This window comes from Agrobacterium sp. NPDC089420 (assembly GCF_044900305.1).
Lineage (GTDB): Bacteria > Pseudomonadota > Alphaproteobacteria > Rhizobiales > Rhizobiaceae > Agrobacterium.
The window spans coordinates 143,000-164,345 of sequence record NZ_JBJDMY010000009.1 but is presented as its reverse complement, the minus strand read 5'-3'; the positions used below and the strand labels follow the sequence as shown (position 1 = coordinate 164,345).

Annotated in this window: 18 protein-coding genes; 4 read left to right on the top strand and 14 right to left on the bottom strand. The window is 62.3% G+C overall.

All coding sequences use genetic code 11. The annotated features are described in order from the left end of the window. Positions 1–41 precede the first annotated feature (41 nt). The 10 genes from ACI2KA_RS15890 to ACI2KA_RS15845 all read right to left on the bottom strand — a co-directional run bounded on the left by ACI2KA_RS15890 (position 42) and on the right by ACI2KA_RS15845 (position 11,239). Entirely contained in the window at positions 42–602 is a 561-nt protein-coding gene (locus ACI2KA_RS15890) for a gluconate 2-dehydrogenase subunit 3 family protein (RefSeq protein WP_404503437.1), read from the bottom strand. Next, entirely contained in the window at positions 602–2,287 is a 1,686-nt protein-coding gene (locus tag ACI2KA_RS15885) for a GMC oxidoreductase (RefSeq protein ID WP_404503436.1), read from the bottom strand. Before ACI2KA_RS15885 ends, ACI2KA_RS15890 begins: the two co-directional genes overlap by 1 nt. A gap of 147 nt (positions 2,288–2,434) precedes the next feature. Next, positions 2,435–3,289, bottom strand: coding sequence for a sugar phosphate isomerase/epimerase family protein (locus tag ACI2KA_RS15880; RefSeq protein ID WP_404503435.1), 855 nt, complete (start codon positions 3,287–3,289; stop codon positions 2,435–2,437). A 129-nt stretch (positions 3,290–3,418) separates the two neighbouring features. Then, positions 3,419–4,588 (bottom strand): Gfo/Idh/MocA family protein, encoded by a 1,170-nt coding sequence (locus ACI2KA_RS15875; RefSeq protein ID WP_404503434.1) that lies wholly within the window; start codon positions 4,586–4,588, stop codon positions 3,419–3,421. 11 nt (positions 4,589–4,599) lie between these two features. Continuing rightward, positions 4,600–5,649, bottom strand: coding sequence for a sugar phosphate isomerase/epimerase family protein (locus ACI2KA_RS15870; protein ID WP_404503433.1), 1,050 nt, complete (start codon positions 5,647–5,649; stop codon positions 4,600–4,602). Between the two features lie 33 nt (positions 5,650–5,682). Next, positions 5,683–6,705, bottom strand: coding sequence for a LacI family DNA-binding transcriptional regulator (locus ACI2KA_RS15865; RefSeq protein ID WP_404503432.1), 1,023 nt, complete (start codon positions 6,703–6,705; stop codon positions 5,683–5,685). Positions 6,706–6,708: 3 nt separating this feature from the next. Then, on the bottom strand, positions 6,709–7,677 hold the full coding sequence (locus ACI2KA_RS15860) for an ABC transporter permease (RefSeq protein WP_404503431.1): 969 nt from the start codon (positions 7,675–7,677) through the stop codon (positions 6,709–6,711). A gap of 1 nt (position 7,678) precedes the next feature. Then, complete coding sequence (locus ACI2KA_RS15855) at positions 7,679–8,623, bottom strand: ABC transporter permease (RefSeq protein WP_404503430.1); 945 nt, start codon at positions 8,621–8,623, stop codon at positions 7,679–7,681. Then, a complete protein-coding gene (locus ACI2KA_RS15850; RefSeq protein WP_404503429.1) occupies positions 8,620–10,113 on the bottom strand; it encodes a sugar ABC transporter ATP-binding protein in 1,494 nt (497 codons plus the stop codon). Before ACI2KA_RS15850 ends, ACI2KA_RS15855 begins: the two co-directional genes overlap by 4 nt. A gap of 103 nt (positions 10,114–10,216) precedes the next feature. After that, positions 10,217–11,239 carry a substrate-binding domain-containing protein gene (locus ACI2KA_RS15845; protein WP_404503428.1) on the bottom strand — a complete coding sequence of 341 codons (1,023 nt, stop codon included), beginning with the start codon at positions 11,237–11,239 and terminating at the stop codon, positions 10,217–10,219. A 306-nt stretch (positions 11,240–11,545) separates the two neighbouring features. On the opposite strand from ACI2KA_RS15845, the gene ACI2KA_RS15840 reads away from it, so the two are divergent. The 4 genes from ACI2KA_RS15840 (at position 11,546) to ACI2KA_RS15825 (ending at position 16,483) form a co-directional block, all read left to right on the top strand. Then, positions 11,546–11,941, top strand: a complete 396-nt coding sequence (locus ACI2KA_RS15840; RefSeq protein ID WP_404503427.1) for a cupin domain-containing protein — start codon at positions 11,546–11,548, stop codon at positions 11,939–11,941. A gap of 219 nt (positions 11,942–12,160) precedes the next feature. Beyond that, positions 12,161–13,792: a SulP family inorganic anion transporter gene (locus ACI2KA_RS15835; RefSeq protein ID WP_404503426.1), complete on the top strand. Its 1,632-nt coding sequence runs from the start codon at positions 12,161–12,163 to the stop codon at positions 13,790–13,792. Continuing rightward, on the top strand, positions 13,776–14,393 hold the full coding sequence (locus ACI2KA_RS15830) for a ParB-like protein (protein WP_404503425.1): 618 nt from the start codon (positions 13,776–13,778) through the stop codon (positions 14,391–14,393). Before ACI2KA_RS15835 ends, ACI2KA_RS15830 begins: the two co-directional genes overlap by 17 nt. Continuing rightward, on the top strand, positions 14,390–16,483 hold the full coding sequence (locus tag ACI2KA_RS15825; protein ID WP_404503424.1) for a mechanosensitive ion channel family protein: 2,094 nt from the start codon (positions 14,390–14,392) through the stop codon (positions 16,481–16,483). The genes ACI2KA_RS15830 and ACI2KA_RS15825 overlap by 4 nt, the downstream gene beginning before the upstream one ends. A 27-nt stretch (positions 16,484–16,510) precedes the next feature. Here the strand turns inward: ACI2KA_RS15825 and purU are convergent, their stop codons facing one another. Genes purU through ACI2KA_RS15805 form a run of 4 tightly spaced genes read right to left on the bottom strand, consistent with a single transcriptional unit; the run spans position 16,511 to position 21,327 of the window. Beyond that, entirely contained in the window at positions 16,511–17,395 is an 885-nt protein-coding gene (gene purU / locus ACI2KA_RS15820; protein ID WP_404503423.1) for a formyltetrahydrofolate deformylase, read from the bottom strand. A 56-nt stretch (positions 17,396–17,451) separates the two neighbouring features. Beyond that, entirely contained in the window at positions 17,452–18,006 is a 555-nt protein-coding gene (gene soxG, locus ACI2KA_RS15815) for a sarcosine oxidase subunit gamma family protein (protein WP_404503422.1), read from the bottom strand. Between the two features lie 13 nt (positions 18,007–18,019). Then, positions 18,020–21,010 (bottom strand): sarcosine oxidase subunit alpha, encoded by a 2,991-nt coding sequence (locus ACI2KA_RS15810; RefSeq protein WP_404503421.1) that lies wholly within the window; start codon positions 21,008–21,010, stop codon positions 18,020–18,022. After that, complete coding sequence (locus ACI2KA_RS15805; RefSeq protein WP_404503420.1) at positions 21,007–21,327, bottom strand: sarcosine oxidase subunit delta; 321 nt, start codon at positions 21,325–21,327, stop codon at positions 21,007–21,009. Before ACI2KA_RS15805 ends, ACI2KA_RS15810 begins: the two co-directional genes overlap by 4 nt. Positions 21,328–21,346: the final 19 nt, after the last annotated feature.

Here is a 21,346-nt window from a genome sequence, read left to right as displayed (position 1 = left end):
ACGGCCCGCCCGCAAATGCGGACGGGCCGACAGTTCTCTCTTCAGGTCGTGCCCCAGGCTGGCGTGCCCTTCTTGTAGGGCACACGATCTTCGAAACCGCCGGGAATCTCGTCGTAGACGAGCACTTCCGTCGCGCCGATCTTCGAGGTGAAGAAGCCGAGCAGCGTCAGCTGCTTGACGAGCGTGAAGGCATGCGGCTTTGCCGGCGTCTGCTCCGCCCTGGCCTGCTTGTCCAGCGCGGAAAGCAGCGCCTGCTTTTGCTCCGCCGTCAGATCCAGAAAGCCCTTTTTGTATTCGGCCTGGCTGCGCTTCTCGATGTCGGAAATTGCCGAGAGAAAGAGCGTCCGCTGTTCGTCGGTGTAACAATCCGTCGCATAGACGGCCATGAATGCACCCACTTCAGCATCTTTCGCACCCGGCGTGGAGGTGCGCGGAATGATGGTCTCCGCCACCTCGTCCAGAAACCGGATTTCCTCCGGCGTGAAGACATGCGCATCCCCGGCGGGCCTGGCAGCGTTTTCCGCGGCCGTGAGAACATCCGCCCCGATCAGCGGAAGGCCCGTGGCTACGGCTATCAGTTTCAAGAGTTCGCGTCTGTTCATCACAGGTTCCCCTTCTTGCGTTCGGAAACGGCAAAATCGGCTGCACGCGCCGTCAGCGCCATGTAGGTCAAGGACGGGTTGACGCAGGAGGCCGAGGTCATGCAGGCGCCATCCGTCACGAAGACGTTCGGCGCATCCCAGACCTGGTTGTTGCCGTTGATGACGGAGGTTTTCGGGTCGCGGCCCATGCGGGCCGTTCCCATTTCGTGAATGCCCATGCCGGGGGCGTAACTGCCCCGCGACGGCTTGACGTTCTTGATACCGACCGCCTCGAACATCTCGACGGCGTCATTGACCATGTCCTCGCGCATGTCGAGTTCGTTCTGCTTCATCTCGACATTCATGGAGAGCACCGGCAGGCCCCATTTGTCCTTCTTTTCATGGTCCAGCTTCACGCGGTTGTCATGATAGGGCAGCATTTCGCCGAAGGCAGTCATGCCGATGGTCCAGCCGCCGGGCTCGGTCAGGGCTTCCTTGTAATCGGCGCCGATATTGAGTTCGGCGATCTCCCGCTCCCAGCGCGAACGGCTGGCCGAGCCCTGATAGCCGAAACCGCGCAGATATTTGCGCTTGTCGTCGCCGGTATTGCGGAACCTTGGAATGTAGAAACCGGCCGGACGGCGGCCCTTGAAATAGAAGTCCTCGAAACCTTCCACCTCGCCGGTGGCGCCCATGCGGAAATGGTGATCCATCACGTTGTGGCCGAGTTCGCCGGAGCTGCTGCCAAGCCCGCCTTCCCAGACATCGGTGGCCGAATTCATCAGCACCCAGGTCGAGTTCAGCGTCGAGGCGTTCAGGAAGATAATGTCGGCGGTATATTCATAAGTCAGGTTCGTCTCGGCATCGATGATCTCGACGCCCCGCGCCTTCTTCTTGTCCTTGTCGTAGAGGATTTCCTTGACGATGGAGAAAGGCCGAAGGGTGAGATTGCCGGTGGCGACTGCCGCAGGCAGGGTCGAGGCCTGCGTGCTGAAATAGCCGCCGAAGGGACAGCCCAGCCGACACTTGTTGCGGAATTGACAGCGGGTGCGGTCCTGATCGGGGAGTTCCTGGGTAATGTTGGCGCAGCGCGAATTGATGAGGTGGCGCGTACCATTGAAGGCTTTCTTCAACCGGCCGGCGACATCCTGTTCCACGAAATTAAGCGGAATCGGCGGCAGGAATTCGCCGTCGGGAAGAATGTCCAGCCCCTCGCGGCTGCCGGAAATACCGGCGAAACGCTCCACGTAGTCATACCAGGGGGAGACGTCTTCATAGCGGATCGGCCAGTCGACAGCGATGCCGTCTTTCGCATTGGCCTCGAAATCGGTCTGCGACCAGCGATAAGTCTGGCGCCCCCATAGCAATGAGCGGCCACCGACATGATAACCGCGGAACCAGTCGAAGCGCTTTTCCTCGACATAGGGCGTTTCCTGCTCATCCGCCCACATGCCGAGCGTTGCCTCTTCCAGCAGGTAATCGCGGCTGAGGACAGGATATTTCGCCTTCATCTCCTGCGTGGCGCGGTTGCGATGGGGGTAATCCCAAGCTTCCTTGTCGGCATTCTGATAGTCGGTGACGTGCTCGATATTGCGGCCGCGCTCCAGCATCAGGACCTTCAGGCCCTTTTGCGTGAGTTCCTTTGCGGCCCAGCCGCCGCTGATGCCCGAGCCGACAACAATCGCATCATAATGATTGTTTGCCATGATAACTCCTCCGAAGTGACGTGGAAAAACGACGAGACAAGGCGCTTCCCGTCGCGATGCGGCGGAAAATGCATATGCGTCCGTCGAACCTCATGCGCCCCGGCGAAACCGGCCGCCGGGGAGCGGTTCTGGTTTTACTGGCAGTGTTTACTGAATGGTCGGCAGGTGCTCATTGAGGAACGCATTGCCCTTGGTCAGCACCGCTTCGGCATCGAGCGGAAGATCGTGCTCAAGGATGAACCATTTTACGCCGGCCTGTTTGGCCGCCGGCAGGATCGTTTTCCAATCGAGCGTGCCGGCGCCGAGTGTGGCAAAACCGCGCTCGTTTTCCGCCGTGCCGGCAGGTGCGTTGTCCTTGGCGTGGATGGCAAAAACCTTGCCCTTCAAGGTGCCGAGGAATTCGGCCGGATCATTGCCGCTGCGCGCCACCCAGGCGACATCGACTTCGGCCTGCAGCTTCGGACCGGCGGCATCGAGCAGCAGCTCAAGCGCCGTCTTGCCGTCGAACTTGACCATTTCAAAGTCGTGGTTGTGATAGGCCATCGAGAGGCCTGCGGCCGATAGCTTGTCGGCATAACCGCCGAGTTCCTTGCCGAAGGCGGTCCAGCCGGTGGCGTCCTTCGGGCGGTCTTCGGGTTTAAGGAACGGCACGGTCACGACAGGATTGCCGACGGCCTTCTGCTCGGTGATGACCTCATCGAGGTTGCCGCGCAGCTTGTCGATCGGCACATGCGAGGAAATGACCTTGATCTTGTGCTTTTCCAAGAGCGCGTTCAGCTCGCTGGCGCTGACCTTCTGCATGTCCACCGTTTCCACGGCCGAAACGCCGGCGCGGTTGAGGATCGCGAGCTGCTCCTCCAGCGTTCCGGAATTGCGCAGCGTGAACATCTGCGCGGCGATCGGCAGCGTCTTGCTGTCCTCGGCAAAAACCGGATTTGCAAAACCGGCCGCCAATGCGACGACAAATGCCATGCCTGCGAATTTTGACTTCAACGTTTTCAAACGCGTAACTCCCTTTCCGTTTGATCAATATGACGACACGCATGCCCTCGCCTTTCCCGGCCCTCTGGCCGGGTCATGCCGGGGCACCGCCTCCAATGCCCTGCGTCGTCCGTCCTCGATATGGGCGAGCTAGATGTCGATCCCGACCCAGGACGAGGTCCGGCTGGACCGGACGGCCGCATCGATGAATGCGAGACCCGCAAGGCCGTCCTCGATGCCGGGGTAAATCACCTCCCCGGCTGCTGTCTTTCCCTCCCTCTTTGCGATGATTGCATCTGCGGCTTCGCGGTAGATCGTCGCAAAACCCTCGAGATATCCTTCCGGGTGCCCGGATGGCACACGGCTGACGCGGTTGGCGGCAGCACCCGCGCCTGCACCGTTGCGGGTGATGAGCCGCTTCGGTTCGCCATAAGGCGTGAACCACAACTCGTCCGGCACACGGTGATGCCATTCCAGCCCGCCTTTATCGCCATAGACCCTGAGCGACAGCTCGTTTTCATTGCCGACGGCGATCTGGCTCGCCCAGAGCATGCCCTTGGCGCCGCTGTCATAACGCAAAAGAATATTGGCGCTGTCATCCAGCTGCCGGCCCGGGACGAAGGACGTCAGATCGGCATAAAGGCTTGTCGGAATTTCGCCGGTGACGAAGGCAGCGGCGTTGAAGGCATGGGTGCCGATATCGCCGATTGCACCGCCCGCGCCGGAGCGGCTGGGGTCGGTGCGCCATTCCGCACCCTTTGCACCCGTCTTTTCAACGGCTTCCGTCAACCAGTCCTGCGCATATTCGGCTTGGACATGCCGCAGCTTGCCGATGGCTCCATCAGCGATCATCTCGCGCATCTGCCGCAGCATGGCATAGCCGGTGTAGTTATGCGTCAGGATGAACAGCCTGTCGGATGCCCTGACGATCTCGGCCAGCGCCTTCGCTTCCTCCAGCGTCGCGGTCACAGGCTTGTCGCAGATGACGTGGATGCCGGCGTCGAGAAATGCCTTGGAAGGCGTAAAATGCAGATGGTTGGGGGTGACGATGGCGACTGCCTCGATACCGCCTTCCCGACCGGCCTCAGCGGCCGCCATTTCCTCGAACGAAGCATAGGAGCGCTCCGGCGCAATGCCGAGCAGGGTTGCCGAAGCGGCCGCGCGCGCGGGATCGGAGGAAAGCGCACCGGCCACCAGCTCGTAACGGTCATCCAGCCGGGCCGCGATGCGGTGCACCGCACCGATAAAGGCGCCCTGACCGCCGCCGACCATGCCGAGACGGATGCGGTGGCTATCGAATTTTTTTGCAGCGGAGGACATGGCTATTCCTTTCAAAGTCCGAGAAGGCGGCGATTGGCGGCATCATCAACGCCGCTTTTGGCGAAATCGTCGAAAGCCCGCTCGGTCACGCGGATGATGTGGTTTTCAATGAAGCCCGCGCCCTCACGCGCGCCGTCTTCCGGGTGTTTCAGCGCGCATTCCCACTCCAGCACCGCCCAGCCGTCGAAATCATATTGGGTGAGCCTGGAAAACACCGCGCCGAAATCGACATGCCCGTCGCCCAGCGAGCGGAAACGTCCCGGCCGGTCGACCCAGCTCTGATAACCGCCATAAACGCCGGAACGGCCGGTCGGATTGAACTCGGCATCCTTGACGTGAAAGGCACGGATGCGCTCGTGGTAGATATCGATGAAATCGAGATAATCCATCGCCTGCAGCACGAAATGCGAGGGATCGTAGAGAAGGTTGGCGCGTGCATGATGACCGGTGGCGTCAAGGAAACGCTCGAAAGTGACGCCGTCATGCAGGTCTTCGCCCGGATGCAGCTCGTAGCAGAGATCGACGCCATTCTCCTCGAAGATATCGAGAATGGGCGTCCAGCGCTTGCCAAGTTCGGCAAAGGCCATGTCGACAAGGCCGGCCGGCCGCTGCGGCCATGGGTAAACGAACGGCCAGGCAAGCGCGCCGGAGAAAGTCGCATGGCTCTTGAGGCCGAGATGCTGCGACGCCTTCGCCGCATATTTCAGCTGATTGACCGCCCATTCCTGCCGCGCCTGCGGTTTTCCGCGCAGTTCGGCCGGTGCGAAACCGTCGAACATCTCGTCATAGACAGGGTGAACGGCAACAAGCTGGCCCTGAATATGCGTCGAAAGCTCGGTGATCTCGATGCCGATTTCAGCCAGACGACCCTTGATCTCGTCGCAATAGGTCTTGGAGGCGGCGGCCTTTTCCAGATCGAAGAGTTTGGGATCGGTCGGCACCTGAATGCCCTTGTAACCGAGCGAAGCCGCCCATTGGCCGAGATTGTCGAGCGTGTCGAAAGGGGCCTCGTCTCCGGCAAATTGCGCGAGGAAAATCGCCGGGCCTTTGATCGTCTTCATGTCCTTACACTCCTTGCATTCACAGTCTGGCCGCTAGCGATGCGGCGGGCGGCAGGGCGCGACCGAGCCGCGTTGCACCAGTTCCGTATCCAGCACGATGGTCTCGGCCGTGCGTTTGCCGTTCAGCCGGTCCACCATCAGCGCCATGGCCCTGCGGCCCATTTCCTGCCGGGGCTGGCGCACCGTCGTCAGCGGCGGTTCAAACGCATTGGCGAAGATGATGTCGTCGAAGCCGATGACGGACACGTCGGCCGGAACAGAAAGCCCCCGCGCCCGCAATTCGCTGATCGCGCCAATCGCCATCTGGTCGCTCGATGCGAAGATCGCGGTGAAGGCGATGCCATCTTCGAGAAGACCTGTAATTGCCTGACGACCGGCCTCGATGCTGTAATCGCCCGTCACCACCAGTTCGTCGGCGTAAGAAATGCCGGCCTCGGCAAGTGCCGCGCGATAACCGTCGAAACGCTCCTGCGCCAGGCTTTCGGGAAAGGGACCAGCGAGATGCACGATTTTCCGGTGCCCCGCCTCAATGAGGTGGCGGACAGCGTCTTTGGATGCGGCGCGGTTATCGACCTTGACCGTCGGCAGCGCGATGCCGGCGATGATCTCCGACGCGATGACAATCGGCGGCAGCGCGTCGCCCTGATCGAGAAGCTCGGACGGGAACTGGCCGGTCATCAGGATCAGGCCGTCGGCATGTTTCTGCCGCACCATGTCGATATGGGTCGCCACGCGGTTTTCGTCGTTGCGGGCGTCGCCCATCAGCACCTTGAAGCCCGCTTCGCCCGCCGCTTCCTCCACACCCTTGTAGATTTCGAGATAAAACGGGTTGCCGATATCGCGAACGAGAAGAATGACGGTGTTGTTGGATTGGCGGCGGAAGCTTGCCGCCTGCGCATTGGGAACGAAGTTCGCCTGCCGCACCGCGTCGAAAACCTTCTTTCGGGTTTCCGGGCGAACCTTGTCGGGTTGCTGCAGCGCCCGCGATACGGTCGCGATGGAAACGCCCGCGAGAGCTGCAACTTCCCTGATATTCGAACCTTGGTCTTTGCTCATCTGTCACACACGCAACTGCTTTTGGCGGCCATAAAGCAGCATCAGCGCTAGCAACGTGACACCGAATATGATCTGCCGTGCCCATACATCGAGGTTGAGCGTTATCAGTACGCTTTGCAGAATGGTGAGCGCAACTGCCCCGGCCATGGTTCCGACATATCCGCCCGCACCGCCGGCAAGCGAGGTGCCGCCGATGACGACCGCAATGATCGACGGAAGCACATATTGGTCGCCGACGGAGATGAAGGAGGTGCCGGTGTAACCGATGACGCACACCCCGGTGAGCCCGGCAAACAGGCCGGAAAGGCCGTAAAGCAGCGTGCGGATCAAAGAGACCGGCAAACCGGTGAGCGTCGCCGCCCGCTCGTTGGAGCCGATGGCATAGATGGCGAAACCGAAGGCCGTGCGGCGCAGGACGAAGAGCATGACCGCGGCGATGCCCAGCCAGACGAACAAGACGCCCGGAATGCCGAAGAAAAGCGGACGGTTGATGAAACCCGCCAGCAGCGGGGCCGCCGCACCGGACGGAACGCCCTGCGAATAAACGACCAGCCCGCCCTGAATGACGGCCGTCATGCCGAGCGTCATGACCAGCGGCGGAATGCGCACGAAGGTGATGCCGAGGCCGTTGATGAGGCCGATCAGGAAGGGGATGCCGCCCGCAACGAGAATGGCAAGCGGAATGCCGGCATTCTGGCCGTTCATCATGTTGCCGGCGAGCACCGCGCCGAGCGAGATCATCGCGCCGACGGAAAGGTCGATGCCTTCACGGCCGCCGAGGATGACGAGGTTCTGGCCCGCCGCGACGATGCCGAGAATGGCGGCAATCGTCAGCAGCCGCACGATCTGCGAGCCTTGCGCGAAGCCGGGCGACAATAATTCGCCGACCAGCAGCAGGAAGGCCGATGCGCCAATGGCGATGGTGAGCGGATCGGTAAGGAGGGTTTTGATTTGCAAGCCGGGATTGGTCATATCAACGCCTCGTCACCAGAACGCCGCCGGCCAGCGCCGTCAGCACGATCAAACCCTGCACCAGCGTCTGGTACTCGAAGGGCAGGCCCGCAAAGAAAATCACGTTGCCGATCATGCCGAGCACCAGCGCGCCGGCAATCGACCCGGTCGAGCTGCCGAAACCGCCCGAAAGTGCGGTGCCGCCCAGAACCACCGCCGAGATGGAAGACAACGCCAGACTTGCGCCGAGCAGCGGGTCGCCCGAGGCGGTTTCGCCGGTCAGGCACAGCGCCGCCAGCGCCGAGAACAGGCCGGAGATCATGTAGGCGCCGATGCGGATGCCGGAGAGGCGCAGGCCCGTCTGGAACGCTCCGGTGCGATTGCCACCCACGGCAAGCAGATGGGTGTGGAAAGGAATGCGCGACACGATGAGCGTGAAAGCGATGCCCCCAATCAGCACCCACAGCACGAAGGGCAAGCCGATGAAGCTGCCGGAATAGGTCTGCCAATAGGCTTCCGGTACCGGAAGACCTGCCTGCGGCAGTACCCAGATCGCCAGCCCGGCAAAGACGATGCCGGTTGCGAAGGTGGTGACGATGGGCTGGAAGCGCAGGCCGGAAATGAAGAGACCATTGACCAGTCCACACAGCAGCCCGACAGCCGCACCCGCCGCCATGCCGGCGAAGACAGCGCCCGGCGTGCCGCCGAGCGCGGCGATGACGCTGACTGTGACGACATTGGCGAGCGCCACGATGCTGCCGACCGACAGATCGATATCTCCGGCCAGAATGACATAGGTCTGGCCGATGGCGACCAGGATCAGCGGCAGAAACGTCGTCAGGTTCGATTGCAGCACGGAGGGCTGGACGAAGGACGGCTGCAGAAACGTGTTCACGGCGACGAGAACGGCCAGAACGACGAGGGTGATGATCCAGGGTTGCCTGCGCAGAAAACCGGACGAACTCATGCGGCGTCTCCATAGGCGGCGCGGGTCATGTTGACGGACGTCATCTCGGCTCCGGTCAGTTCCGCAGCGATGCGTCCGCCATTGAAGACGAGAATGCGGTCGGCATATTCGAGGATTTCCGCATCTTCGGAGGAATAGAGAAGAATGGTCGCGCCGGCGTCGGCCTGTTGCCGCATCAGCGCAAAAAGATCGGCCTTGGCGCCGAGATCGATACCCTTGGTCGGATCATCAAGCAGAAGCAGTTTCGGCGATGTCGCAAGCCAGCGGGAAATGAAGATCTTCTGCTGGTTGCCGCCCGAAAGCGTGCCGATCGGCATGTCCATGCCGGCAAACTTCGTCTTCATGTCATCCGCGACCTTCTGCACCCGCGGCTTCAAAGTTGCGGGCCGAACCAGCCGCATCTTTTCGCGCACCATCAGCGCGGCAACGAGATTTTCGAAGATCGACCGGCCCTGAAGGGAGGCGTCGCGCCCACGGTCACCCGAGACATAGGCAAAACCGTTGTGAACCGCCTGCGAAGGCTTGCCGATGGTGATTTCACGGCCCTCAAACCGGACTTGGCCTGTCGCAAAGGGCATCGCACCAAAGAGACCCTTCAGCAAGGCCGATTGCCCCTGCCCCTGCAAGCCTGCCAGACCGACAATTTCGCCCGGATAGGCTTCCAGGGTAACGCCACGAACGCCATCACCCGCAACATCCGTCACCTTGAGGCTGGGGACTGCGGCGGCGCGTCCCTGCTGGCGGGCGGGTGCGGCGCGGACATCGCCGACCATGTCGTGCACGACTGCTTCACGGGTGGTGGCTGCCGTATCGAGTTCGGAAATGGTCGCGCCGTTGCGCATGACGGTGATGCGGTCGCAGACGGCAAAGACCTCGTCGAGACGGTGGGAAATCATGATGGTGGAGACACCGTCGGCCTTCTTGGCCCGGAGTATCTCGAAAAAGCGCTGGGACTGGCGGCCATCGAGCGCCGCAGTCGCCTCGTCCATGATCATCAGGCTGGCATTCTGGGCGAAGACCTTGAGGATTTCGACCAGCTGGCGCTGATCGGGCGGCAGATTGCCGACGATCGCATCCGGCTCCAGCCCCTCGCCGGCCACGCCGTCAAACAGCGCGATCAGCCTGGCCGCTTCGGCTTTCAGGGCTTTGCCGTCAACAAAGATGCCGCGTTTCGGTTCGCGGCCGAGAAAGATATTATCGGCGACGGAAAGCTGCGGAATGAGGCTCAGCTCCTGATAAAACAGGGCAATGCCGGCATTTTCGGCGTCACGCGGGCTTTTGAAGCGCACATCTTCGCCATTGAACCTGATAGTACCGCTGGTCGGCGCGACCGCGCCCGCAACGATCTTGCAAAGCGTGCTCTTGCCGCAGCCATTGGCGCCCAGCAGCGCATGAATTTCACCGCGGCCGACGGTCAGCCTGCCAGCGGAAAGCGCGCGCACGGCGCCAAAATTCTTCGTTATGCCGGCCGCTTCCAAAGCGTTCGCCATCGCATGTCCCCGAATAATGCTTGTCACAGGCGGATGGCCAAGGCCCTCTCCGCACTCGAAATTGTGGTTCGGGCCGGCGTTCGCCGCCAGCCCGGGACCGGCCTTACTTGAAGAACTCGCCGGCCTGCTCCGGCGTCACCGCTGCCGTGACGGACCAGTAGCCCGGTTTGCCATCGGCGGCCTTGATATTGTCGGCAAGGTTGTCGTTGCTGACGAAGGGGATCGGAATATAGATGGCGTTGCCATAGGTGCCGCCGAAGACGCCGTCCTTGAATTCCTTGCCCTGCAGCTTCAAGACCGCGACGTTGAGTGCGCTGGCCATGACGCCCGGAGGGTTGACAGAAGCGCCGGAATTGAACTTTTCCTTTTCCCAGCGGGTCATGAAGTCCTTGCGGATCTCACCCGTTGCGGCAATGTCCTTGGTCTTGCCGGCCGCCTCGATGGCGCGCCATGCACCGTCCGCCATGCCGTCCTGCACCCAGACGCCGCTGATATCGGGATAGGTGGCGAGCAGGTTCTGCATGGCCTGCTGGCCCTGCGCCTGATCCCAGCTTGCATTGGCTTCATTCAGCACCTTGATATCGGGATATTTCTTGAACACTTCGCGGTAACCGGCGACGCGGGCTTCGTTTGCCGGGTTGCCGGCGATGCCATTGATGGCGATGACGCTTCCCTTGCCCTTCAGCGCATCGGCAAGCCATTGCGCCGACTGCGCCGCCCAGGCCTTCTGGTCGATGCCGACATAGATCGCGTCCTTGGAGGACACTTCCGCATCGGTGGCGATGACGAGAATGTTGCGCGCCTTTGCCTGCGCGAAGATCGGATCGAAAGCGGTCGGACTGCCGGGATTGATGAGGATCGCGTCAACGCCCTGGTTCATGAAATTGCGGATATGGCCGATCTGACCCTGCACATCAACATTGCCGCTCTGGACAACAACCTCGACCTTGACGCCCTTTTCGCCCCATGCCTTCGCCGCAGCCTGAGCCTCTTCGATCATCTGCGTGCGCCATTCGCTACCGACGAATGAATTGGAGAGACCGATCTTGAAGCTATGCTCCTGCGCGTGCACGGACGTGCCGGCCGCCAGCACCATCGCAGCGGCAGCCATCAAATGTCTAAACATGAAAATTTGCTCCTCCAAGCACGGTTTTCAACGATGAAACCGTTTACATCGGCGAATGTAACCGTTTTCATTGCTGAGTCAATCCTGAGAATAATTTTTGTCACGACGATTGAAAGGGCATGGAACGACCGTTTCCGGTGTCGAAAAATGCTCGCGAAAGAATGGGATAACCTTGAGAAACAGGAAAATGCCGGGCTTTGGAAAATGCTTCGGAGCCTGTCGCCTGATCGGATTTTCACGCCCCAGGTGGACAACACACAAATTCCCGCGTCCAATCGCGGCACGACACCAGACAGGAGAATGACCATGGAAATATTGCGCGCAGGAACCCGAGCCTCGACGAAAGGCCCCGAAGCCTGGTTCACCGGCACGGTCCGCCTCGATCCTCTGTTCAACCCCTTTGATGCGGAACGGGTGCAGGGCGCCCAGGTCACCTTCGAGCCCGGCGCCCGCACAGCCTGGCACACCCACCCGCTCGGCCAGACGCTGATCGTCGTCTCCGGCTTCGGCCGCGTGCAGCGCGAGGGTGGCCCGGTGGAGGACATCCGCCCCGGAGACGTCGTGTGGTTCGCGCCCGGCGAAAGGCACTGGCACGGCGCGGCACCCAATGTCGCCATGACCCATATCGCGCTTCAGGAGGTCAAGGACGGCAAGGTGGTGGACTGGCTGGAGCATGTTACCGACGAGCAATATGGCAGCTGAAATCGCCCTTCCGCTCGCCTTTCTGCCCGCCGGGAAGCCGGTATTCCCCCGATGGCCGGAGGCGGACAGGCGGAAATATTTCAGCCGCGTCATTTAAACTTTGACTTGTATCCGCAATGGGTGAAACCTTGATATCATCGCGGTAACAGGGTGGAGAATCGTGATCTTGCCGGGTGAAATTTCTATCGCCTCCAGTGGCGCCAATGCGGCCGAAACCGCATGTCAGTGACATTGAACCGGCGTGACGTGATTGCGGGATTGTCGATCGCCGGCCTGATGCTGCCGGAAGCCATAGCCTATTCCGGCATTGCCGGCGTTCCGGCCCAGCACGCCATTCTCGCGGCCGTGATGGGCTGCATCGTTTACGCCGTTTTCGGCCAGAGCCGGTTTGCGGTGGTGTCACCCACATCGTCCTCGGCCGCAATCTTGGCGGCCATGCTCGCCACGCTTTCCGTCACACCGGCGCAGAAGATTCTGCTCGTCGCCATTTCGGTCGCGCTGGTGGGCCTGCTGTTTGTCCTGGCGGCCGCCATGCGGCTCGGGGCGCTGTCGAGCGTCATTTCACGACCGGTATTGCGGGGTTTTGCGTTCGGCCTCGCCATCCTGATCACGATCAAGCAATTGCCGAGCCTTTTTGGAGTAAGGGAAGCGAGCGGAGAACCCCTGGCGATCCTCTTGCAGGTCCTGTCCCATCCACGGGACTGGAGCCTTGCAAGCATCGCCGTCGGCCTCACGGCGCTTGCCGTCCTCCTCGTCCTGCGCAGACGCCCGGCCATTCCCGGCAGCCTTGTCGTCATCCTGGCGGGTATTTGCGCCTCTATACTGCTCGACCTTCAAAGTCGCGGCGTCGCCATTGTCGGCCCGATCGACCTTGCCGGAATATGGGCCGGGCCGTTTTCGCTATCGCTCGACGACGTCGCCCATGTCGCCCGCTTCGCGCCGCCGCTGGTTCTCATTCTCTTTGCGGAATCCTGGGGCACGATCCGCAGCTTTTCGCTGCGCCATGGCGAAAACGTCGATTCCAATCGCGAATTGCGGGCATTCGGGCTTGCCAATATCGCCAGCGCCGCGGTGCAGGGCATGCCTGTCGGCGCCGGGTTTTCCGCCGGCGCGGCAAGCGAGGCGGTCGGGCCGCAGAGCCGGTTCGCCTCGGCAATCGCCGCCATCGGCCTTGCGGTCTTCAGCCTGCTTGCCTCCGGCTGGTTCGCCTTCATTCCGCAGGCGGTGCTGGCGGCCGTCATCGCCGTGGCGCTGCTGCACGCGCTCGATCCGACACCGATCATCCGCCTGTGGCGGCTTGGCAACGACGCCTGGCTGGCACTTGCCGCCGCCGCAAGCGTGCTGGCATTCGGCGTGCTGAACGGCATGCTCGTTGCCGTGGCGCTCTCCTTTGCCGTCTTTGTCCGCCGGCTCTCCTTGCCGCATGTGATGCATCTCGGCCGGCTGGGCGACAGCCACGATTTCGTCGACATGGAGCGCCACCCGGATGCGAAGGACGTATCGGGCATGATCATTCTGCGCCCGGCGCAGCCGCTGTTTTTCGGCAATGCCGAACCGATCCTTGCCGCCGTCAGCAAACGCATCGCCGCAAGGCCGGAACTGCATGTCGCGATCATCAGCCTTGAGGAAAGCTTCGAACTGGATTCGACGGCGCTCGATGCGCTGCTGGAATTCGACGCGGCCATGCGGCGCGGCGGCACCACGGTCTATTATGCCCGCATGCACGACCATGTCCGGGACCTGCTGCTCGCCGGCGGCGGAGACAATCTGGTGGCGCGCAGCAGTTTCAGCGTCGATGATGCCGTAACCACGGCCATGGGCCGGGAGAACAGCCATGCCACAGTCTCTTGAACCGCACCTCAGCCCGATTGCGATCACCGCGCTCAGACCGACCCAGATGACGGTCGGCCTGCGCGAGGTGGAAAACAAGCGCAAACAATGGGCCGCCATCCGCGATGAAAAAGGCCCGGATTTTCTCGGCCACCACATGGTGCCCGTCGTCATCGGCTACAAGCAGCGCCTCTATCTGGTCGACCATCACCATCTTGCACTGGCTTTGCATGACGAGGGCGTGAAACACGTCCTGACCAGCATCGTTGCCGATCTCTCCCATCTTGGCCGGCAGGAATTCTGGTCGGTGATGGATCACCGCAGTCTCGTCTATCCTTTCAATGCGGACGGCAAACGTTGTCCGATCGATGCGCTGCCAAAGCGGATCGTCGATCTCGAGGACGATCCCTTCCGCTCGCTGGCCGGCGCGGTTCGCGATGCCGGCGGCTTCGCCAAGATCGACGCGCCTTTCACCGAATTTCTCTGGGCGGATTTTTTCCGCCGCCGGGTGAGCGGCAAGGACCTGCGCCATTCCTTTGACGAGACGATAGAAAAAGCCGTGGAACTGGCGCGCTCGCATGAAGCGCGGCATCTTCCCGGCTGGTGCGGGAGAGCCGTATGACCAGCCTTCAACGCCTTTTCAGAAGGATTTCAGCCGTCGCCATCGCGCTTGTCGCACTCGGGGCGGCAGGCCTTTCCGCACAGGAGCTACCGCCGGCGAAGGCAGCCTCCCCCGGGCAGACGACGGAAGAAAAGGTCGACCAGTTGCTGCAACTTCTCGGGCAGGACGACGTTCGCGCCCTGCTGGCACAGAAACTTGCGACAACCGGCGCGCAGCCGGCGCCGCAGCTGACCCCGCAAAGTCAGCTGGGCGATCTCGACCAATGGGCAAGCAAGCGGCGCGAGCATCTTGCCCGCATCATGGCCGACCTGCCGACCATGTCCGCGCAGATTGCCGCCGCATCGGCAAGGCTCTGCGATGCCGTCCGCGCCTATGGCCCCGCTCTTTTCCTGCTGCATGTGCTCGTCCTGTTCGGCGCTGGCCTTGCCGGCGGCATCATCACCAACCGCATCATCGTCATGCACGCATCCCGCAGGAACGGCGGCGATATCGGCAAATATGCCTCGGCGGTCGTCTCACGGCGGCTCCTGCCCCTTTTCGGATACGGCCTTGTCGCAACCGCCATGTTCCTCAGCATCCAGTGGCCGCCCCTCCTGAGCGCCGTTCTGCTGCCCTGGCTTGTTATGAGCATTCTCCTGCCGGTGCTTTTTGCCGTTTGCGGCCTGTTGCGGCAGGTCGTCGGCCGGGAAGCCAGCGCACGGCGCGATTTCTGGATCGTCCGCTGGACGTGGTTCGGCACGCTTGCCGGCATTTTCTGGGCCTTGCTTCGGACATTCGAAAATCTCGGCGTCCCGCGCGATACGCTCGGGCTGCTCTCCACCGGCATGGTCGGCCTCCTGTTTCTGCTCGCCGGCCTCTGGATATGGCAGCGGCCCGGCGGCGATCCGGGTTCCGAACGGACGCGGGCGATCGATGTCGCGCTGATCTTCTGCCTCATCATCCTCTTCGGGCTGCGGCTCGCGGGCGCCGGCGTGCTGTTCTGGATCGGGCTTTATGCACTTGTCCTGCCCGGCCTTGCCTCGACCCTCGGCATCGCCGCGCGAAAGCTCGCAACCGAAATGGGCGGGTATGGCGAAAGCGACCTTCGCCCGGTTCTCGCCGAGCGCGGGGTGCGGCTCGCCATCGTCGGGACCGCCATCGTGTGGCTGATCTTCCTCGTCCGCGCCCATCCGGATTCCCTGCCCGACGGCGCCCTGCTCACCTCCGTTGTCGTCGGCATCCTGCACGGTGCGCTCATCCTGCTGCTTGCCGATCTCATATGGATCGCCATCAAGTCGATGATCGCCCGGCGGCTGGAACTGAGCGCCCCTGCGAGCGACCCGATCATGGGTCACGCCGGCGGCCAGCCACAGGACGACCGGCTTTTGACCATCCTGCCGATCCTGCGCAACATGCTCGGCATCATCATCGCCGCCGTCGCCGTCATGACGGCGCTTTCGGAACTCGGCGTCAATATCGGGCCGCTGCTGGCAAGCGCCGGCATTTTCGGCATCGCCATCGGTTTCGGCTCGCAGACGCTGGTGAAAGATATCATCAGCGGCGTGTTTTACATGATCGACGACGCCTTCCGTGTCGGCGAATATATTCAGAGCGGCTCCTATCGCGGCACGGTGGAATCCTTCAGCATCCGCTCGGTCAAGCTGCGTCACCATCGCGGGCCGATCTTCACCGTGCCGTTCGGTTCGCTCGGCGCCGTCGAAAACATGAGCCGCGACTGGTCGATCGACAAGTTCACGGTCACCGTCGCCTTCGATACGGATATCGCCAAGGTCAAGGCCATCACCAAGGAGATCGGCAAGGCGCTGAAGGAGGATCCGGAATTCGGGCCGTTCCTGATCGAAACGGTCAAGCTGAAGGGCGTCGAGCAATTTGGCGAATATGGCATGACGCTCGGCTTCGGCATGATGCTGCGCGCCGGCGGACAATCCTCGATGGTACGGCGCAAGGCCTATTCGATGCTGAAGGACGCCTTTGCGCAAAACGACATCCAGTTCGCCAGCATGGCCGGCGCCTATCCCGCATCCGCACGATCCCCGCGGCCGCCGGAACATGAAAAAGACGGCGAGACGGGACCGCCGCCCGAAGAGTAGGAGTTCGGCCTTCCCGCTCCGCTGCGCTTACCCCATGCGTTCGGACACGTGCTCCCCCGGCGATGCCGGAAAAACAACGGTTTTGTTGCCGTTGAGGAAAACCCGATGGTGAATATGGGCGTGGATGGCGCGGGCCAGCACCTGGCTTTCGACATCGCGGCCAAGCGAGACATAATCGAGACCGCTCTGGGCATGGGTCACCCGTATCGTATCCTGCTCGATGATCGGCCCCTCATCGAGATCGGCGGTGACGTAATGCGCCGTCGCACCGATCAGCCGCACACCGCGCTCATAGGCCTGCTTGTAGGGGTTGGCGCCCTTGAAGGACGGCAGGAAGGAATGATGGATGTTGATGATGCGGCCCGACATCTCCTGGCAGAGCCGGTCCGACAGAACCTGCATGTAGCGCGCCAGAACCACGAGTTCCGCACCGGTATCCTGCACCACCTGCAGGATCTCCGCCTCGGCCTCCGGCTTGGTTTCGGCGGTGACGCGGATATGGTGGAAGGGAATGTCGTCGTTCACAACCTGCTTCTGGTAGTCGAGATGATTGGAGATCACCGCCACGATCTTCACCGGCAGGGCACCGATGCGGGAGCGATACAGCAGATCGTTGAGGCAATGGCCGAAGCGGGAGACCATGATCACCACCCTGGTTTTGCGGGAGAGATCATGGAAATCGTAATCCATGTCGAAATCGGCCGCGATCGCAGCGAAGCCGTCGAAAAGAGCATCCCGCTCCAGCCCCTGTTCCGAAACGAAGCTCAGCCGCATGAAAAAACGGCCGGTCTCCTGGTCGGTGAACTGCGAACTGTCGTTGATGTTGCAGCCGGACCGCGCGAGATATCCGGAGACGGCGGCAACGATGCCGCTCCGCGCCGGGCACGAGACTGTCATGACATAGATGGTCAAAATCCTGCTCCCCCTTGATGGATCGGCACTCGGACAGTTTTGAAACCGTGGCGAGTTCAGGCGATTTCGGCGGCAAGTTCCCTGCAGCCGGTTTCAAGCAAATGGCCGAGATGCGATGCGAAACTGTTCCAGACATCCATGCGGAAACGGTCCTCCGCATCGCGCCACAGCACCACGGTCGCGCCGTCAAAGATCGTCCGGCGTGCCTCGCCCACCGCAATCGTGTCGATATCGCGGGCGCAGCCGAGCGTCAGAAGTTCGCCGGCTCGCGGCCCCTCGATCAGCAGCGTCACCTCCCGGCCGGAAATATCGACGAGGCTGTGCGGATGGCCGGCATAAATGCCGGCGCAGGCCGCGGTCAGTTCGCCGACGTCGCCCGCAGGGGCAAGGATCGTCCATTCATCGGGACCAAGGCGCACGGCCTGCCTTTGGCCGGCGGTGACGCGGGCGCCGATCCGCTCCGGCAGGGTGAGGCCGAGTGCCGCGCTGAGTGGCGTTACATCACCACGCGCGCGCAGCGACAGGCGCGCCTGCTCCGGCAGGATGCTGACCCGCGCCGCCTTGCTTTCGGCCAGGGTGCCGGACATGGGGGAAGAAACACGCATGTTCATTGTCATCTCCGGATCAGATTTTCAGGCGGGTGTTTTCGGGATCGACAAACACCATCCCGGTGATTTTCGCGGCAATGGTGCGGTCCGGCATCGGAATATAGACGGTCTCGCCCATCCGCTCATGTCCGCCCTCGACCAGCGCCAGCGCAATCGGCTGGCCGACCGCATCCGAATGATAGGAGGAGGTCACATGCCCCACCATCGTCATCGGGATCGGCTGTTTCGGGTCGAAGACAATCTGCGCGCCCTCTTCCAGCTTCGAACGGTCTTCGGTGAGGAGGCCAACGAGCTGGCGGCGGCCGCTGGCGACAAGATCGGGGCGCGCAAGGCCGCGCTTGCCGACGAAATCTGGCTTCGCCTTGCCGACGGCCCAGCCCATCGCGGCATCATAGGGCGTCACCGTGCCGTCAGTATCCTGGCCGACGATGATGTAACCCTTTTCGGCGCGCAGCACATGCATGGTTTCCGTGCCATAAGGCGTGATGCCGTATAGCTGGCCCGCCTCCCACAGGATTTCCCACAGCTTGCGACCGAGCGGGGCCGGCACATTGACCTCGAAGCCGATCTCGCCGGTGAAACTGACGCGGAACAGGCGCGCCGGCATGCCTGCGACCCTGCATTCCACGCAGGACATATGCGGGAAGGCCTCTTCCGTCAGTTCTATGCCTTCGACAAGCGGTGTGAGCAACTTCGCCGCATTCGGCCCGTTCAGCGCAATGGTGGACCATTGTTCGGTGATCGAGGTCAGCCAGACTTTGAGGTCCGGCCATTCCGTCTGGAGGTAGTCCTCCATCATGTTCAGCACCCGGGCGGCGCCGCCGGTGGTAGTAGTAACGTGGAAACGGTCCTCCGTCATGCGGCCGATGACACCGTCGTCGCGGATGAAGCCGTCATCGCCGAGCAGCAGGCCGTAACGGCAGCGGCCGGGGGCGAGCTTCGTCCAGGGATTGGTATACATGCGGTTCATGAACTCGACCGCATCCGGCCCGACCACTTCGATCTTGCCGAGCGTCGAGGCATCGAAAATGCCCACACTCTGGCGCACCGCACGGCATTCACGCCCGACGGCCGTATCCATGTCTTCGCCCGGTTTGGGGAAATACCAGGCACGGCGCCATTGGCCGACCGGCTCATAGACCGCGCCATGGGCTTCGGCCCAGCCGTCGATCTGCGTCTTGCGCGTCACTTCGAAATGCGCGCCGCGATGATAGCCGGCAAAGGCTCCAAAGGTCGTTGGCGTATAGGGCGGCCGGAAGGTGGTCAGCCCCACCTGCGGCTGGGGCTTGCCAAGCGCCTCCGCCGCGATGTTCAGCCCGTTGATGTTGGACATCTTGCCCTGATCGGTGGCCATGCCGTTGGTCGTATAACGCTTGACGTGCTCGATGGAGCGCATGCCCTCGCGCACGGCAAGCCGCAGATCCTTGGCCGTCACATCGTTCTGGTAGTCGACAAAGGCCTTGGCCTTGCCGGCCTCGCGGTCGCTCGGCAGCTCCGTATGCGAGACGCCGCTGCCGGTGCGGTCATGCTCCACCGCATGGCTGGAGGCACTGGCAGCCTTGCCGAGTGCCGCGGCGACTTCGCGACCGCGCTCCGCGCCATCCTTCAACGCGGCCTCGATGCCCCACAGCCCGCGTCCGGCACCGGCAATCACACAATCCTCATTGGTGAGGGCGGGCAGAAAGGTGGTGCGCTCATCGTCCCAGGCAAGCTTGCCCTGCGTATGGGAGAAGAGATGCAGCGACGGCGTCCAGCCACCGGACATCAGCACCGCGTCACAGGCGATCTCCTGTCCCGCAGCGACTGTCGAACTATTCACCGGGTTGACACGGGCGGACTTGACCCGCAGCCGCCCGGAGGTCGCCGTCACCGTATGCGACAGCTTGACGGGAATGCCGAGCGCACGCGCCTCATTCACCAGCTCTTCCCGCACCGTCGCGCGCGTATCGACAATGGCCTGAACACGAGCGCCCGCGCCGTGAAGATCGAAGGCCGCATACCAGGCGCTGTCATGGCTCGTCACCACCACCGGGTTGTCGCCGACCCTGACACCATAGCGGTTGAGATAGGTCTGGGCCGCACCCGCCAGCATCACGCCCGGCCGGTCGTTGCCGTGAAACACCAGCGGCTTTTCCAGCGCGCCCTGCGCCAGCACCACCTGACGCGCCCTGACCCGCCAAAGCCGTTCGCGCGGCGTGTCCTTCGGTACGGTTTCGAGATGGTCTGTCAGCTTTTCGCAAAGGCCGATCATGTTCTGGTGGTAATAGGCTATCGCCGTCGTGCGGGTCATGATTCTGACGCCACGCTGCTTCAACGCCTTCAATTCATCCGCTAGCCAATCCCATGCGGGTTTGCCGTCGATTTTCGCCTGCGGCTCGGACAGCAGCGTGCCGCCGGCTTCGGCATTCTCATCGACCAGCACGACCTTCAGACCATCGACCGCCGCCGCCCGCGCGGCTGCGAGGCCGGCAGGACCCGCGCCGACAATCAGCACATCGCAATGCAGGTTGCGCGAGGCGTAGATGTCGGGATCTTCCTCCGTCGGCGAAACACCGAGACCAGCCGCCGCGCGGATGAAGGGCTCATAGACCTTGTTCCAGAAGCTCTTCGGCCACATGAAGGTCTTGTAATAAAAGCCGGCCGAAAACAGCATATAGGCCACGTCGTTGACCGCGCCGATATCGAATTTCAGGCTCGGATATCTGTTCTGCGAGGTGGTTTGCAGCCCGTTCCAGATCTCCTGCACCGTGGCGCGGGTGTTCGGCTCGAACTGACCGCCGCCGCGGCGGGTGCCGATCAGCGCATTCGGCTCCTCGGAACCCGCCGCCACCGGGCCGCGCGGGCGGTGGTATTTGAACGAGCGGCCCATGAGATGTACGCCATTGGCAAGAAGTGCCGAGGCGACCGTATCGCCTTTCACGCCGCGATAGGTCTTGCCGTCGAAAGTGAAGCTCACCGGTTTTGCGGCATCCACGCGGCCACGGCCGGAAACGCGATAGGAATTCATTTCGACACCTTTGAGCTTACTGGTGCACGGGTCAGCGAAGACAGGTCGGGACGCGGCTCGCCCGCACGATAGGTCGTGAGGAACCGGTCGCTCACCGTGTCACGCACGGCGTTGAAGAAGCGGCCGCAGCCATGCAGGTGCCGCCAGCGCTCGAAATGCGGACCCTTCACGTTTTCGCGGATGAACAGGAACTCTTCCCATTGCTCATCCGTCTGCGACGACGGGTCGGCGGCGCGGACAATATGGGCCTGTCCGGCATAGGTGAATTCGGCTTCGGGCAGCGTTTCGTTGCAATAGGGGCAGCGGATCAAAAGCATGGGGTCGGCTCCTCGGAGC

What these genes read in the sequence shown, in the direction of transcription:
- ACI2KA_RS15890 (WP_404503437.1), bottom strand. Translation starts at nt 602, where the DNA reads ATGAACAGACGCGAACTCTTGAAACTGATAGCCGTAGCCACGGGCCTT.
- soxG (WP_404503422.1), bottom strand. Translation starts at nt 18,006, where the DNA reads ATGAACATGCGTGTTTCTTCCCCCATGTCCGGCACCCTGGCCGAAAGC.
- ACI2KA_RS15855 (WP_404503430.1), bottom strand. Translation starts at nt 8,623, where the DNA reads ATGAGTTCGTCCGGTTTTCTGCGCAGGCAACCCTGGATCATCACCCTC.
- ACI2KA_RS15805 (WP_404503420.1), bottom strand. Translation starts at nt 21,327, where the DNA reads ATGCTTTTGATCCGCTGCCCCTATTGCAACGAAACGCTGCCCGAAGCC.
- ACI2KA_RS15840 (WP_404503427.1), top strand. Translation starts at nt 11,546, where the DNA reads ATGGAAATATTGCGCGCAGGAACCCGAGCCTCGACGAAAGGCCCCGAA.
- ACI2KA_RS15865 (WP_404503432.1), bottom strand. Translation starts at nt 6,705, where the DNA reads ATGAGCAAAGACCAAGGTTCGAATATCAGGGAAGTTGCAGCTCTCGCG.
- ACI2KA_RS15850 (WP_404503429.1), bottom strand. Translation starts at nt 10,113, where the DNA reads ATGGCGAACGCTTTGGAAGCGGCCGGCATAACGAAGAATTTTGGCGCC.
- ACI2KA_RS15875 (WP_404503434.1), bottom strand. Translation starts at nt 4,588, where the DNA reads ATGTCCTCCGCTGCAAAAAAATTCGATAGCCACCGCATCCGTCTCGGC.
- ACI2KA_RS15835 (WP_404503426.1), top strand. Translation starts at nt 12,161, where the DNA reads ATGTCAGTGACATTGAACCGGCGTGACGTGATTGCGGGATTGTCGATC.
- ACI2KA_RS15810 (WP_404503421.1), bottom strand. Translation starts at nt 21,010, where the DNA reads ATGAATTCCTATCGCGTTTCCGGCCGTGGCCGCGTGGATGCCGCAAAA.
- ACI2KA_RS15860 (WP_404503431.1), bottom strand. Translation starts at nt 7,677, where the DNA reads ATGACCAATCCCGGCTTGCAAATCAAAACCCTCCTTACCGATCCGCTC.
- ACI2KA_RS15825 (WP_404503424.1), top strand. Translation starts at nt 14,390, where the DNA reads ATGACCAGCCTTCAACGCCTTTTCAGAAGGATTTCAGCCGTCGCCATC.
- ACI2KA_RS15845 (WP_404503428.1), bottom strand. Translation starts at nt 11,239, where the DNA reads ATGTTTAGACATTTGATGGCTGCCGCTGCGATGGTGCTGGCGGCCGGC.
- ACI2KA_RS15870 (WP_404503433.1), bottom strand. Translation starts at nt 5,649, where the DNA reads ATGAAGACGATCAAAGGCCCGGCGATTTTCCTCGCGCAATTTGCCGGA.
- ACI2KA_RS15885 (WP_404503436.1), bottom strand. Translation starts at nt 2,287, where the DNA reads ATGGCAAACAATCATTATGATGCGATTGTTGTCGGCTCGGGCATCAGC.
- ACI2KA_RS15830 (WP_404503425.1), top strand. Translation starts at nt 13,776, where the DNA reads ATGCCACAGTCTCTTGAACCGCACCTCAGCCCGATTGCGATCACCGCG.